The 14,873-nt window shown below is 73.0% G+C and carries 11 protein-coding genes; 3 read left to right on the top strand and 8 right to left on the bottom strand.

The window, feature by feature from the left end; genetic code table 11:
- Window positions 1-1,245 carry an ROK family transcriptional regulator gene (locus V6U82_RS20095; protein WP_334463416.1) on the bottom strand — a complete coding sequence of 415 codons (1,245 nt, stop codon included), beginning with the start codon at window positions 1,243-1,245 and terminating at the stop codon, window positions 1-3.
- A gap of 134 nt (window positions 1,246-1,379) precedes the next feature.
- Here V6U82_RS20095 and V6U82_RS20090 point away from each other — a divergent pair, with 134 nt between their 5' ends.
- Window positions 1,380-2,759, top strand: a complete 1,380-nt coding sequence (locus V6U82_RS20090; RefSeq protein WP_334463414.1) for a carbohydrate-binding protein — start codon at window positions 1,380-1,382, stop codon at window positions 2,757-2,759.
- A 45-nt stretch (window positions 2,760-2,804) separates the two neighbouring features.
- On the opposite strand, the gene V6U82_RS20085 is transcribed toward V6U82_RS20090, so the two are convergent.
- Complete coding sequence (locus V6U82_RS20085; RefSeq protein ID WP_334463411.1) at window positions 2,805-4,283, bottom strand: M1 family metallopeptidase; 1,479 nt, start codon at window positions 4,281-4,283, stop codon at window positions 2,805-2,807.
- Between the two features lie 82 nt (window positions 4,284-4,365).
- On the opposite strand from V6U82_RS20085, the gene sthA reads away from it, so the two are divergent.
- Window positions 4,366-5,769, top strand: a complete 1,404-nt coding sequence (gene sthA / locus V6U82_RS20080) for a Si-specific NAD(P)(+) transhydrogenase (protein WP_334463408.1) — start codon at window positions 4,366-4,368, stop codon at window positions 5,767-5,769.
- A 128-nt stretch (window positions 5,770-5,897) separates the two neighbouring features.
- Here the strand turns inward: sthA and V6U82_RS20075 are convergent, their stop codons facing one another.
- Genes V6U82_RS20075 through V6U82_RS20050 form a run of 6 tightly spaced genes read right to left on the bottom strand, consistent with a single transcriptional unit; the run spans window position 5,898 to window position 13,065 of the window.
- Window positions 5,898-7,685 carry a gamma-glutamyltransferase family protein gene (locus tag V6U82_RS20075; protein ID WP_334463406.1) on the bottom strand — a complete coding sequence of 596 codons (1,788 nt, stop codon included), beginning with the start codon at window positions 7,683-7,685 and terminating at the stop codon, window positions 5,898-5,900.
- Between the two features lie 11 nt (window positions 7,686-7,696).
- Window positions 7,697-8,734, bottom strand: a complete 1,038-nt coding sequence (locus V6U82_RS20070) for an ABC transporter ATP-binding protein (protein WP_334463403.1) — start codon at window positions 8,732-8,734, stop codon at window positions 7,697-7,699.
- A complete protein-coding gene (locus tag V6U82_RS20065; RefSeq protein WP_128138369.1) occupies window positions 8,731-9,708 on the bottom strand; it encodes an ABC transporter ATP-binding protein in 978 nt (325 codons plus the stop codon). Before V6U82_RS20065 ends, V6U82_RS20070 begins: the two co-directional genes overlap by 4 nt.
- Window positions 9,705-10,586 (bottom strand): ABC transporter permease, encoded by an 882-nt coding sequence (locus V6U82_RS20060; protein WP_334463398.1) that lies wholly within the window; start codon window positions 10,584-10,586, stop codon window positions 9,705-9,707. The genes V6U82_RS20065 and V6U82_RS20060 overlap by 4 nt, the downstream gene beginning before the upstream one ends.
- The gene (locus V6U82_RS20055; RefSeq protein ID WP_334463396.1) at window positions 10,583-11,527 is read right to left on the bottom strand and encodes an ABC transporter permease; all 945 of its coding nucleotides are present in this window, start codon (window positions 11,525-11,527) and stop codon (window positions 10,583-10,585) included. Before V6U82_RS20055 ends, V6U82_RS20060 begins: the two co-directional genes overlap by 4 nt.
- Window positions 11,527-13,065, bottom strand: a complete 1,539-nt coding sequence (locus V6U82_RS20050; protein WP_334463393.1) for an ABC transporter substrate-binding protein — start codon at window positions 13,063-13,065, stop codon at window positions 11,527-11,529. The genes V6U82_RS20055 and V6U82_RS20050 overlap by 1 nt, the downstream gene beginning before the upstream one ends.
- Before the next feature lie 179 nt (window positions 13,066-13,244).
- Here V6U82_RS20050 and V6U82_RS20045 point away from each other — a divergent pair, with 179 nt between their 5' ends.
- A complete protein-coding gene (locus tag V6U82_RS20045) occupies window positions 13,245-14,873 on the top strand; it encodes an acyl-CoA dehydrogenase family protein (RefSeq protein ID WP_334463392.1) in 1,629 nt (542 codons plus the stop codon).

Genomic DNA, 14,873 nt, shown 5'->3' with positions numbered 1-14,873 from the left:
TCAGTGACGGCGGCCCGGCCCCCACACCGGGCCCGGGCGGGTGGCCGGGTCGCGGGGCACGCCGCCGTCGCGCAGCAGCCGGGTCATCGGCAGGGTGGCCGCGCCCATCGCGACCGCGTCCGGTCCGAGCCGGCACAGCTCGATCGAGGTCTGCGCGTACGGCTGGCGCAGCGCGTGCCGCGCGGTCGCCTCGCGGATCGCGGGCAGGTGCCGTTCGCCCAGGGCCAGCCCGGCCCAGCCGCCGAGCACCACCCGTTCCGGGTTGAACAGGTTGACCAGGTTCGCCACCCCGGCGCCCAGGTAGCCGACCGTCTCGTCGACCACCCTCGCGGCGGTGCGGCCGGTGGAGCGCAGCAGCTCACCGAAGGCGGTCTCCTCGTCCGCGCCCGGCGCCGGGCGGCCCCGGTTGGCCTGGCGGAACCGGTCCAGCACCGCCTCCGCGCCGACGTACGCCTCCAGGCAGCCGAGATTGCCGCAGCGGCAGCGGCGGCCCCCGTACACGATGGTGGTGTGGCCCCACTCCCCGGCGCTGCTGTGCGCGCCGCGGTAGCCGACGCCGTCGGCGACCACGCTCGCGCCGACGCCGGAGCCGACCAGGGCGACCACCGCGTGCCGGACGCCGCGGCCGGCGCCGAACCACATCTCGGCCTGGCCGAGCGTCTTCGCGCCGTTGTCCACGTGCACCGGCACGTCGGTGCCGGCGCGCAGCATCGCGCCGAGCGGGACGCCGTCCCAGCCGAGCGTCTGGGCGTGCACCACGGCGTCGGCGGTGCGCTCGACGGTGCCGGCGACGGCGACGCCGAAGCCGAGCACGGCGGCCGGGTCGACGCCCGCCTGCTCGGTGACGGCGGCGAGGCCGTGCCGCAGGTGAGCGGCGACCCGGCCGGGGTCGGGATCGGCCGCGGTGATCGGGTACTCCGCCTTGGCCAGCGCGGTCATGCTCAGGTCGAACAACTCCACCTGGACGCGGGTCTCGCCGACGTCGGCGCCGACGAGGTAGCCGTAGCCGGGCGCGACGCGCAGCAGCACGCGGGGGCGGCCGCCGTCGGACTCGACCGAGCCGGCCTCCTCGACCAGGCCCTCGTTGATCATCTCGCCGACCAGGTTGCTGACGCTGGCCAGGCTCAGCGCGGTGGACCGGCCCAGTTCGTGCCGGCTGAGTGGGCCGTCCAGCCAGATCCGGGTCAGCAGGACCGACCGGTTGGCCCGGCGCATGTCGCGCACCGTGGTGCGTCTGGCGTCCACGTCCGCCGCCGTCCTTCCCGGCCGCTCGCGGCGACCTGCGTTCACGCCGTGAACCAAGCGGTGACAGCGTACGCCGCATTTACACTTAACAAAGTTAACTGATAACCTCCGGCGCATCGATGAGGAGGTATGTCATGCGACTCGGACGTGGGATGACCGCACTGCTCGGTGGCGTCGCGCTGCTCGCCGCCACCGCCACCGCCGCCGCCCTGCCCGCCACCGCCGCCACGCCGACCGGCGCCGCCGGCACGCTCGTCGCCTGCGACGCGCCGGCCTGGGCCGAGGGCGTCACCTGGACCGCCGGCAGCCGGGTGACCTACGGCGGCCGGCTCTACCAGGCGCTCGTCACGCACACCCCGCCCGCCGGGGCGGGCTGGACCCCGGCCGCCGTACCGGCGCTCTGGACCGACCTCGGCGCCTGCACCGGCGGCACGCCGTCGCCGAGCCCCACCACCCGGCCGCCGTCACCTTCCCCTTCCGCCTCCCCGACGGCCTCCCCCACGCGGACGCCGACCCCCACGCCCACTGTGTCGTCCAGCCCGACCACGCCGGGCGGGGACACCTGCGAGCTGCGGTCCCGGCCGACCGGGAAGGTGCTCCAGGGCTACTGGGAGAACTGGGACGGCGCCGCGAACGGCGTGCACCCCGGGCTCGGCTGGATCCCGGTCACCGACTCCCGGATCACCGGGCACGGCTACAACGTGGTGACCGCCGCGTTCCCGGTCATCCGCGCCGACGGCACGGTGCTCTGGGAGGACGGCATGGACGCCGGTGTCAAGGTGCCCACACCCGCGCAGGTGTGCCAGGCCAAGGCCGCCGGGCTGACCGTGCTGCTGTCCATCGGCGGCGCCACCGCCGGGATCGACCTCAGCTCGAGCGCGGTCGCCGACCGGTTCGTCGCCACAGTCGTGCCGATCCTCAAGCGGCACAACTTCGACGGCATCGACATCGACATCGAGACCGGCCTGACCGGCAGCGGGAACATCAACCAGCTCTCCCCCTCGCAGGCCAACCTGATCCGGATCATCGACGGGGTGCTGGCCCAGATGCCGGCCGGCTTCGGGCTCACCATGGCGCCGGAGACCGCGTACGTCACCGGCGGCAGCGTCACCTACGGCTCGATCTGGGGCGCGTACCTGCCGATCGTCAAGAAGTACGCCGACAACGGGCGGCTGTGGTGGCTGAACATGCAGTACTACAACGGCTCGATGTACGGCTGCGCCGGTGACTCGTACCCGGCCGGCACGGTGGCCGGTTTCGTCGCGCAGACCAACTGCCTCGACGCCGGCCTGGTCGTGCAGGGCACCACCGTCCGCGTACCGCTCGACCGGCAGGTCCCCGGGCTGCCCGCGCAGGTCGGCGCCGGCGGCGGCTACATGAGCCCGGCACTGGTGGCCCAGGCGTGGAACACCTACCAGGGACGCCTCAAGGGCCTGATGACCTGGTCGGTCAACTGGGACGGGTCGAAGGGCTGGACGTTCGGCGACAACGTCCGCTCGCTCCAGGGCCGCTGAGACGCGCCGCGGGGCCCCGCCGGACGGGCGGGGCCCCGCGCCGGGTCAGGCGATCTTCTTCGGGGTGATCTTCTTCGGTGTGGTCGGCGAGTCCAGCCAGGCGTTGATCAGCGCGGTGAAGTCCCGGCCGGTCTGCTTGTTGACGAAGGCGATGAACGAGGCCCGGTCCTGCGGCGTGTTGCGCTGCTCCTGGACCCAGGCGCGGGCCAGCGCGAAGAACGCCGCGTCGCCAACCGTCCGGTGGATCTCGCGCAGCATCGCCGCCGGGCACAGGTAGACGTTGCCCTCGGCGAACCGCTTCGGGTCGGGCCGGCCGGGCGGGCCCAGCTTCTTGCGCAGGACGGCGTCACCCTCGCGCAGGTACCGGTCCAGGCTGGCCTCGCTGAGCTTCTGCGTCTCCTTGGTGTACAGGTCCTGGATGTACGTCGCCCAGCCCTCGTTCAGCCACAGGTCCCGCCAGGTGGTGGGCGTGACCGAGTTGCCGAACCACTGGTGGGCGTACTCGTGCAGCAGGTCGCTGCCCCAGCGGTCCCGGCGGGCCGCGGTGTTCTCGATCTTCCGGCCCATCGTGATCATCTGCTGGGTCTCCATGCCCGACGCCGAGTCCACCACCACGACGCCGCCGGAGGGGAACGGGTACGGGCCGAACTTCTTCTCCAGCCACGTCAGGTACTGCGGGGACTTCTTCAGGTACGGCAGCAGCTTGTCGTCCGCGCCCTTGCGGTACCAGTAGGTCAGCGGCACGCCGCGCGGCCCCGCCGCGGTCAGCTTCTGGTACTTCCCCACGGCGAGCGTGGTCAGGTACGTCGCGACCGGGTCGGTGCTGCGGTAGCTGAACGTGGTGCCGGACTGACCGGCGGGCGTGCCGCCGGCGATCGCGGACCAGCCCGCCGGCACCGTCACCCGGATGTCGTAGAGCGCCTCGTCCGACGGCTGGTCGTTCGCCGGGTACCAGGTGAACGCCCCGAACGGCTCCTGCATGGTCCAGAGGCCGCCCTCCTTGGTGACGGTGAGGCCCAGGGCCTCGGTGTCCTTGCGGTGCGAGGGCATCGGGGTCGTCTTCGGCCGGCCGTGGTAGGTGACCACCAGGGTGACCGGCTTGTCGGCCACCACCGGGGCGGACACGGTCAGCTTCTCCTTCGCCACCGCGCCGGGAACCGTCGCGCCGTCCAGCGTGACGCTGTCGACCTGGTAGGGCATGAAGTCGAGGACCAGGTTCGGCGCGTCCTTCACCGGCCGGATCCGCAGCGTGGCGGTGCCGGTGAGGGTGGTGGTCGACGGCGCCCACTCCAGCGCGAGGTCGTAGTGCAGGACGTCCAGCGCGTCGGTGCCCCGGGCCGGATAGACCGGGTCGGCCACCGGCGTCGACCGCCCCGCCTGCCAGGCGGCGTAGTCGACGGCGGGCGCGGTCGGGCTCGGCGGGGTGGAGGCGGAGGGCGTCGCGGCCGGGGCGGCGGGGGTCGTGGTGCACCCGGCGACGAGCAGCGGTCCGAGGAGCATGATCAGGGTTACGGGGCGGCGCATCAGCGCACCCTACGGCAGTGATCAGCTTTCGTGGGGGCGCCTCGGCTGGCACCGGTTGCGAGACCCTGCCAGGCTGGCGCTCGTGTATGACTACGACCTGCTGGTGCTGGGCTCCGGACCGAGTGGACAGAAGGCGGCCATCGCCGCGGCCAAGCTGGGCCGCCGCGTCGCGATAGTGGACCGCCGCGACATGCTCGGCGGCGTGTGCATCAACACCGGGACCGTGCCCTCCAAGACGCTGCGCGAGGCGGTGCTCTACCTGACCGGCCTGAGCCAGCGCGACCTCTACGGCAGCAGCTACCGGGTCAAGGAGGACATCACCGTCGCCGACCTGGCCGCCCGTACCCAGCACGTGATCACCCGGCAGACCGACGTCATCCGCAACCAGCTGGCCCGCAACAAGGTCTCGCTGATCACCGGCACCGGCCGGTTCGCCGACGCCCACTCCGTCTGGGTGGACGCCGGCTCCGGCCGGGAGACCCGGGTCAGCTTCGACAAGGCGGTCGTCGCCGCCGGCACCCGCCCGGCCCGCCCGGACAGCGTCGACTTCGACGACCGGACCATCGTCGACTCCGACGGCGTGATCAACCTCCAGGCCGTCCCGGGCAGCATGGTCGTGGTCGGCGCCGGGGTGATCGGCATGGAGTACGCGTCCCTGTTCGCCGCGCTCGGCACCAAGGTGACAGTGGTCGAGCGCCGCCCGCGGATGCTCGACTTCTGCGACGAGGAGATCGTCGAATCGCTGAAGTACCACCTGCGGGACCTGTCGGTGACCTTCCGCTTCGGCGAGGAGGTGGCCGCCGTGGAGAAGCACCGCAGCGCCGCGCTCTGCATCCTGCGCAGCGGCAAGAAGATCGTCGCGGACACGGTGATGTACTCCGCCGGCCGGCAGGGGCAGACCGACGACCTCGCGCTGGAGGCGGCCGGGCTCACCGCCGACCACCGGGGCCGGATCACCGTCGACGCCGACTACCGCACCGCCGTCGACAACATCTACGCCGTCGGCGACGTGATCGGCTTCCCCGCGCTGGCGTCCACCTCGATGGAACAGGGCCGCCTGGCCGCCCAGCACGCCTGCGGCGAACCGGCGCGCGGCATGTCGGACCTGCAACCCATCGGCATCTACACCATTCCGGAGATCAGTTTCGTCGGGAAGACCGAGGAGGAGCTGACCGAGGCGTCCGTCCCGTTCGAGGTGGGCATCGCCCGCTACCGGGAGCTGGCCCGGGGGCAGATCGTCGGCGACTCGTACGGGATGCTGAAACTGCTCGTCTCACCCGAGGACGGCCGGCTGCTCGGGGTGCACGTGTTCGGCACCGGCGCCACCGAGATCGTCCACATCGGGCAGGCGGTGATGGGCTGCGGCGGCACGGTCGACTACCTGCTGGACGCGGTCTTCAACTACCCGACCCTGGCCGAGGCGTACAAGGTGGCCGCCCTCGACGCCGCGAACAAGATCCGCAACATAACCCGGATCAACGACTGACCCTGCCGACCCTCCGCGTCGATCTTGCACTCTCGGCCCGGCCCGCGCCCGTTATGCCGGAAATACCCGGGCAGCAAGTGCAAGATCAGCGCGGCGGGGGACGCGGTGGGGGACGTGGTGGGGGCGGGTCAGCGGCCGGTGGCGTAGCCCTGGGCGCCTCGAGGGTTCGCCGCGGCGGAGAGGACGCCGGTACGCGGGTCGCGGGTCACGGCGCACATGCGGCCCAGGCTCCACGGGTCGGACACGCGTACGGTGTGGCCCCTCGCGCGCAGGCCCGCCAGCACGTCGCCGCCGATCCGGTCCTCCAGCACCAGCACGCCCGGCTCGACCTCGCGCGGATAGAACGACGCCGGGAAGCTCGTCGTGTGCCACGTCGGGGCGTCGATCGCCTCCTGCAACTCCTGCCCGCCGGCCAGGTGCCGCAGCAGGAACAGCAACTGCCACTGGTCCTGCTGGTCGCCGCCCGGCGTGCCGCAGGCCATCACCGGCTCGCCGTCGCGCAGCACGAGCGTCGGGCTGAGCGTGGTACGCGGACGCCGACCCGGCCGCAGCGTCGAGGCGAGCCCCTCCTCCAGCCAGCACATCTGCAACCGGCTGCCGAGCGGGAAGCCCAGCTCCGGGATGGCCGGTGAACTCTGCAGCCAGCCACCGCTGGGCGTGGCCGAGATGATGTTGCCCCACCGGTCCACCACGTCGACGTGGCAGGTGTCGCCGCGGGTCACGCCGTCGGCCCGTACCGTGGGTTCGCCGGTGCTCGGGTCCTGCGGGACGGCCCGCCCGGCGGCGTGGTCGCGCAGGTGCGACGGCAGCCGGGGCGGCTCACCCGCCGGGCTGCCGGGGCGCAGCGACGTGTCGGCGCGGTCGCCGACCAGCGCGGCCCGCGCGCGGGCGTACCCGGCCGACAGCAGCGCGGAGCCCGGCACGCCGGTGTCGCCGTACCACGCCTCCCGGTCGGCGAACGCGAGCTTCAGCGCCTCGGCCTGCGCGTGGATGCCGTCCAGGGTGGACGGATCGTAGACGGCCGGGTCGTCGAGCGCGTCCAGGACGGCCAGGGTCTGCAGCAGCACCGGGCCCTGGCCCCAGAAGCCGGTCTTGGCGATCGTGTGCCCGTGCCAGTCCAGCGTGACCGGTTCCTCCCAGGTGGCCGAGAACCTTGCCAGGTCGTCGCCGGTGACCAGCCCGGCGTGGGCGCGCCCGCTGGAGTCGCGGAACGGCAGCCGGCTGAACGCGTCGATCGCCTCGGCGACGAAACCCTCCCGCCAGGCGCGCCGGGCCGCCTCGATCTGCGCCTCCCGGTCCGTACCGGCGGCCCGTCCGGCGTCGACGAGGCGTCGCAGCGTGTCCGCGTACGCCGGGTTGGTGACCATCTCCCCCGGCGCTGGTGGGCGGCCGTCGCGGAGCCAGAGGCGCGCGGAGGTCGGCCAGTGGTCGGTGAACAGCGACCGGACCCGCGCGACTGTCTGCCCGGCGGCGCCGACGAGCGGGTGGCCGGCGGCGGCGTAGCCGATCGCCGGTTCCAGCACCTCGGCGAGCGTGCGGGTGCCGTGGTCGCGCAGCAGCAACAGCCAGGCGTCGACCGCGCCGGGCACGACGGCGGCGAGCGGGCCCGCGCCGGGCACGAGGTCCAGGCCCAGCGAGCGGAAGTGCGCGACGGTGGCGGCGGCCGGGGCCGGGCCCTGGCCGCACAGCACCCGCGGGGTGGGGTCGGTCGCGGTGGCGAGGATCGCGGGCACCTCGCCGGCCGGGCCGTTGAGGTGCGGTTCCACGACGTGCAGCACGAACCCGGCGGCCACGGCGGCGTCGAAGGCGTTGCCGCCGCGTTCCAGCACGCCCATCGCGGACTGGCTGGCCAGCCAGTGCGTGGAGGAGACCATGCCGAACGTGCCGCGCAGCGTCGGGCGGGTGGTGAACGTCATCGGCGGTGAGCCTACGCCGTGCCGGCGGCGTCGGCGCGCGTCGTCGCGCCCTCCTCCCCCGGGCCGCCGTCGCGCTCGCCGTCGAGCGGGAACAGGCACGCCGCGCGGTGGCCGGGGCCGACCTCGGCGAGCGCCGGATCGGTCTCGGCGCACGCGGGGCGGGCTTGGGGGCATCGGGTACGGAAGCGGCAGCCGCTCGGCGGGTCCACCGGGCTGGGGATGTCGCCGGTCAGCACGATCCGGCGGCGCTCCCGCTCCACCCGGGGGTCGGCCACCGGCACCGCGGACAGCAGCGCCGCCGTGTAGGGGTGCGCCGGGCGCCGGTAGATCCGCTCGGGTGGGCCGGTCTCGACGATGCGGCCCAGGTACATCACCGCGATCCGGTCGCTCATGTGCTCGACGGCGGCCAGGTCGTGCGCGATGAACAGGTAGGTCAGCCCGAGGTCGCGTTGCAGGTGCCGGAGCAGGTTCATGATCTGCGCCTGCACGCTCAGGTCGAGCGAGGCGATCGGCTCGTCCAGGACGATCAGGTCCGGCTCTCCGGCCAGCGCCCGGGCCACGCCGACGCGCTGGCGCTGGCCGCCGGACAGCTCGTGCGGATACCGGCCCGCCGTGTCGGCGCGCAGGCCGACCAGGTCCAGCAGCTCCGCGACCCGGGCCCGCCGGGCGGCGGCGGACGTGGCGAGCCGGTGCACGACCAGCGGCTCGGCGATGCTGTCGCCGACCGTCCGGCGTGGGTCCAGCGACGCCTGCGGGTCCTGGAAGACCATCGCGACGTGGCGGCGCGTCGCGCGCAGGCGGCGGCGCGACCAGCGGGTCACGTCCGCGCCCGCCACCCGGACCCGCCCGGCGGTCGGGTCGACCAGCCGCAGCAGCGCCAGGCCGGCGGTGGACTTGCCGCTGCCCGACTCGCCGACCAGTCCGAGCGTCTCGCCCCGGCGGACGGCGAGGGAGACGCCGTCCACCGCGCGGACCGTTCCGGCCGGGGTCGGGAAGTGCACCTCCAGGTCGTCCAGCTCGGCGACCACGTCCGGGGTGTCGGCGCTCATCCGGCCTCTCCACGGTAGAAGGTGCGGACCGTGTGCCCGTCGCCGACCGGCGTCAGCGGGGGCAGCTCGTGTTCGCAGCGGGGGTCGGCGCGTACCGGGCAGCGCGGCCAGAACGCGCAGCCCGGGGGCAGGTCCAGCGGGCTCGGCGGCGAACCGGGAATGGCCACGAGGTCCTCGCCCCGGCGGGACGGGTCCGGCCGGGCCGCCAGCAGCGCCCGGGTGTACGGGTGCGTGGGCGTGTCGAACACCGCGTCGACCGGGCCCTGCTCGACGATGCGTCCCCCGTACATGACCGCGACGGTGTCCGCGATGCCGGCGACGACACCCAGGTCGTGGGTGACCCAGACGACGGCGGTGCCCAGCCGCGCCTGGAGGTCGGCGACCAGTTCGATGATCTGCGCCTGGGTGGTGACGTCGAGCGCCGTGGTCGGCTCGTCGGCGATCAGCAGGTCCGGTTCGCAGGCGAGCGCCATGGCGATGGCGACGCGCTGGCGCATGCCCCCGGAGAACTGGTGCGGGTACGCGTCGACGCGCCGCGCCGCCGACGGGATGCCCACCAGGTCCAGCAGCTCCACCGCCCGGTCGCGGGCGGCGCGGCGGGTCAGCCCGAGGTGCTCCTCCGCCGCCTCGGTGACCTGTCGCCCGACCGGCAGCACCGGGTTGAGCGAGGTCATCGGATCCTGGAAGACGAACCCGACGTGCCGGCCGCGCACCTTGCGGCGGCGGTCGTCGGGCAGCGCGGTCAGCTCGGTGTCGAGCAGCCGGACCCGGCCGGTGACGGTGGCGGCGCGCGGGGCGAGGCCGGTGGCGGCGAGCAGGGTCATGCTCTTGCCGCTGCCGGACTCGCCGACCAGCGCGAACGTCTCCCCCGGCCGTACCTGCCAGGACACTCCGGCGACGGCACGGACCGGGCCGCGGCGGGTGCCGACGGTCACGGTGAGGTCGTCCACTGAAAGCACTGTCGAACGGCTCATGGGGTGCTCCTGCGTGCCTCGCCGAGGGTGAGCTGCCGCGGGTCGAGTACGTCCCGCAGCGCGTCGCCGACCAGGTTGAACGCCAGCACGGTGAGGAAGATCGCCGCGCCCGGGAACACGCCCAGCCACCACGCGTCGGTGACGAAGCCGCGCCCGTCGAACAGCATCCGCCCCCAGGCCGGCGCGGGCGGCTGGATGCCCAGGCCGAGGAAGGACAGCGCGGCCTCCGAGAGGATCGCGAACGCCAGCGACAGCGACGTCTGCACGATCAGCGGCGCGGCGATGTTCGGCAGCACGTGGCGGCGCATGATGCGCAGGTCGGACGCGCCGATGGAGACGGCGGCCCGGACGAACACCTGCTCCCGTACCGACAGCACGCCGGCGCGGGTGATCCGGGCGAAGATGGGCGTGTAGACCACACCGATGGCGACCATGGCGGTGAGCAGGCCGGGGCCGAGCACCGCCACGATGGCCACCGCCAGCAGCAGCACCGGGAACGCGAACAGCACGTCCATGCAGCGCATGAGCACGCTGTCCAGCCAGCCCCGGTAGTAGCCGGCGAGCAGCCCGAGCGTCACGCCCGCGACGAGCGCGATGCCGACGCTGACGGCGCCGACCTGGAGTGACACGCGGGCGGCGACGAGCACCCGGCTGAGCACGTCGCGGCCCAGCTCGTCGGTGCCGAACGGGTGCGCGCCGCTGGGCGGGCGCAGCATCTGGTCCACGTCGACGTCGTTGACGCCGGCCGGGGCCAGCCACGGGCCGGCCACGCCGACCACGACCAGCAGCACGAGCACGATCGTGCCGCCGACGGCGAGCGGGTCGCGGCGCAGCGCGTCGAGGACGCGGCGTCCGGTGCTCTCGGTCGTGACGCTCACTTGACCGTGATCCTCGGGTCGAGGCGGGCGTAGAGGATGTCCACCAGCAGGTTGACCAGCAGGAACAGTGCCGCGACGAGCAGCACCGCGCCCTGCAGGACGGGATAGTCGCGGGCCTGCACGGCGTCGAAGGTGAGCCGGCCGATGCCGGGCCAGGCGAACAGCACCTCGATCACGATGACGCCGCCGAGCAGGCTGGCGAGCTGCACCGCGACCACAGTGACGACCGGGATCAGGGCGTTGCGCAGCACGTGCCGCAGGATCACCACCCGGTTGCGCAGCCCTTTCGCCTCGGCGGTGCGCACGTAGTCGGCGGAGAGCACCTCCAGCACGGAGGAACGGATGAACCGGGTGAGGATCGAGGCGCTGACCAGGCCGACGGTGACCGCCGGCAGCGCCACGTGGGTGGCCCACCGGCCGGGGTCGTCGGTGAGTGCCACGTAGCCCGACGGGGGCAGCCAGCCGAGCACCCCGGCGAACAGCAGGATGCCCATGATGCCCATCCAGAAGTCCGGCACGGAGACGCCGAACTGGCTGAACACGCGGGCGGCGTGGTCGACGGCGGAGCCGCTGCGTACGGCCGCGACGATGCCCAGCGGGAACGCGACGAGCAGCGCGAACACCACGGCGGTGACGGCCAGCGACAGCGTGGCGGGCAGCCGTTCCAGCACGATCGCGCTCACCGGCTGGCCGGTGCGGAAGCTGACCCCCAGGTCGCCGGTGAGCGCGTGCCCGAGGTAGCTGGCGTACTGCACCGGCAGCGGCTGGTCGAGGCCGGCGCGTTCCCGCAGCGCCTCGTACGTCTGCGGGTCGAACCGGGTGCCGAGCGCCACCCGGACCGGGTCGCCCGGCACCAGTTGCAGCAGCAGGAACACCACCAGTGTCACGCCGACCAGCACGACCGCCGACTGGAGTACACGCCGCAGGACGAAGCGGGCCATCACTTGGCCAGGGCGACCGACCGGAACCGGATCGCCCGGTCGGTGCGCACGTCGTAGCCGGAGACCTTCTTCGACCAGCCCTGCACCACGTCCGGGTTGTAGAGGTAGAGGTAGCTGGCGTCGTCGACGATCTGCTTCGCCGCCTGCTCGTACGCCTGCTTGCGGGCGCCCTGGTCGGTCTGGGTGCGGGCGTCGTCGAGCAGCTTGTCCACCGCCGGGTTCTTGTACTTGTGGAAGTTGAACGTGCCGCCGCTGTGGTGCTGGGCGTAGTAGAACTCGTCCGGGTCGATGTTGCCGAGCCAGCCGAGCATGAACCCGTCGAAGTTGCCCTTGGCCTGCTCGTCGAGCCACTGGGCGAAGTCCAGCGTACGGATCTTGACGGTGATGCCGACGGCCTTGAGCTGCGCGGCGATGACCTGAGCGGCGGTGACCGTCTCCGGGTACTCGCTGGTGACCATCAGGTCCATGGTCAGGTTGCTCACGCCGGCCTGGCCGAGCATCTGCTTCGCCTTGCCCGGGTCGTGGCTGTAGGGCGCGTAGTCGTAGTAGAACGCGCTCGCCTTCGGGATGGCGGTCTGGTTGACGGTGGCCAGCCCGAACTTCGCCGCCTTGGTGATCGCCTCGCGGTCCAGCGCGTACCCGATCGCGCGCCGCACCTCGGGGTTGTCGAACGGCTTGCGGGCCTCGTTGAGCGCCACGTACCAGTAGTCGGTCGACGGCGCCGACTTCACCGTGATGTCGCCGTCGTCCTTGAGCGAGCCGACCTGCTGGGGCGGCAGGTTGTCGGTCCACTGGACCTGGCCGCTGCGCAGGTTCTGCAACGCCACAGTCGGGTCCTTGACGAAGGTGAACGTGACGCCGTCCAGCTTCGGCTTCTCGCCCCAGTAGGAGTCGTTGCGCACCAGCTTCACGCTGTCGCCGGAGGTGTAGCCGGCCACCTTGAACGGGCCGCTGCCCACCGGTGCGGTCTTCACCTTGCCGGACTCGACGTTGGACTTCTCCACGATCGCCACGCCCTTGAACCCGCCGAGGTTCGCCAGCAGGTTCGGCGTGGGCGCGCTCAGCGTCACCACCACCGTGGCCGGGTCGGGCCCGGTGACCGACTTGACGGTGGCGAACTTGTACGCGTTGTTCAGCTTCTCCTTGATGATCCGCTCGTACGAGTAGACGACGTCCTCGGAGGTCAGCGGCGACCCGTCGGAGAACGTGACGCCCTCGCGCAGCGTGAACGTCCAGGTGAGCTGGTCGTCGCTGGTGGTCCACTTCGTCGCCAGCGACGGCACCATCTTCAGGTCGGCGTCCGGCTCGACGAGCGTGTCGTAGACGTTCTCCAGCACCTGGAAGCTGTAGTACGCCGAGGTCTTGTGCGGGTCGAGCTGGTCCGGCTCGCCGCCGATCGCGGCGTTGAGGACCCCGCCGGCGCCGCCGGCGTTCCCCCCGCCGCCGACGTCGACCGCCTCGCCTCCGGTGCATCCGGACAGGACGCCGACTGTCAGTGTGAGTGCGGCGCCGAGCGCGCCGAGCTTCTTCCTGGACACAGGCCCCCCTAGCGACTTCCCGGACAAAAGAAAGTTTCGGCGAGTCTTCTCTCCGAGCCGGATCATGTCAAACGAATCCAGCCAAATTGACTTGTCGTCGGGCGCTTGCCGGTGCGGAGTGAACGGTGGTTCAATCCGGGCCCCGACCTGATCCGCCACCAGCGCTGGGAGTTGCCGCCGTGACCACACACGAGGTCGTCAACCAGGTCCCGCCGATGGTCGGCCACGACACCGCCGACGACCCGGCGCTGCGCGACGGCGTGGCCCGCGAGGGCGCCGGCTGGGCGCTGCCCGGGCTGCACGAGCTGGGCCGGCTCGCCGGTGGTGAGGAGGCCGCCGAACACGGGCGGCTCGCCAACGAGCACCCGCCGGTGCTGCGCACCCACGACCGGTACGGCCACCGGATCGACGAGGTGGAGTTCCACCCGTCCTGGCACGAGCTGATGCGTACCGCCGTCGGGCACGGCCTGCACGCCGCGCCGTGGGCCGACGACCGGCCGGGCGCGCACGTGGCCCGCGCGGCCGGCTTCTACCTGTGGCGACCCGACGCCGGGCACGGCTGCCCGATCTCGATGACGTACGCGGCGGTGCCCGCGCTGCGGCACAGCCCGGACCTGGCCGCCCGCTACGAGCCGCTGCTCACCACCCGCGAGTACGACTTCGGGCTGCGCCCGCCGCAGACCAAGCGCGGGCTGCTCGCCGGCATGTCGATGACCGAGAAGCAGGGCGGCTCGGACGTGCGCGCCAACACCACCACGGCCCGGCCCGAGCCGGACGGCAGCTACCGGCTCGTCGGGCACAAGTGGTTCACCTCGGCGCCCATGTGCGACCTGTTCCTCACCCTCGCGCAGGCGCCCGGCGGCCTCACCTGCTTCCTGGTCCCCCGGGTGCTGCCCGACGGCGGCCGCAACCCGATGCGGCTGATGCGGCTCAAGGACAAGCTCGGCAACCGCTCCAACGCCTCCGCCGAGGTCGAGTACGAGCACGCGGTGGCGTGGCGCGTCGGCGACGAGGGCCGGGGCGTGCGCACCATCATCGACATGGTCAACCTGACCCGGCTCGACTGCGTGATCGGCGCCGCGGCCGGGATGCGCCACGGTGTCACCACCGCCGTGCACCACGCCACCCACCGGCGGGCGTTCGGCGACTACCTCGCCGACCAGCCGCTGATGCGCAACGTGCTGGCCGACCTGGCCGTCGAGTCCGAGGCCGCCACAGTGCTGATGATGCGGCTGGCCGGGGCGACCGACCGGTCGGCGCGTGGCGACGACGGCGAGACCGCGTTCAAGCGCCTCGCCCTCGCCGTCGGCAAGTACTGGGTGTGCAAGCGCTGGCCGGGGCACGCCGCCGAGGCGCTGGAGTGCCTGGGCGGCAACGGCTACGTGGAGGAGTCCGGCATGCCGCGGCTGTTCCGCGAGTCGCCGCTGAACTCGATCTGGGAGGGCTCCGGCAACGTCGCCGCGCTGGACGTGCTGCGCGCGCTCACCCGGGAACCGCAGGTGCTCGCCGCGTACGAGGCGGAGGTGGCCGCCGCGGCCGGCGCGGACGCCCGGCTGGACGCCGCGGTGCGCCGGGTGCGCGACGAACTCGCCGACCACACCGACCTGGAGCTGCGCGCCCGGCGGGTGGTGGAGCGGCTGGCGCTGGTGCTCCAGGGCGCGCTGCTGGTGCGCCACGGCCACCCGGCGGTCGCCGACGCGTTCTGCGCCTCCCGGCTCGACGGCGACCACGGTCAGGCGTACGGGACGCTGCCGGGCGGGCTGGACCTCGCAGCGATCATCGACCGCGCCACCCCGAAGATCGGCTGA

Origin of the sequence: Micromonospora sp. CPCC 205554, from assembly GCF_036902745.1 — a bacterium.
GTDB lineage: Bacteria > Actinomycetota > Actinomycetes > Mycobacteriales > Micromonosporaceae > Micromonospora > Micromonospora tulbaghiae.
The sequence above is the reverse complement of the archived record's forward strand: the minus strand, read 5'-3'. Positions and strand labels throughout refer to the sequence as shown.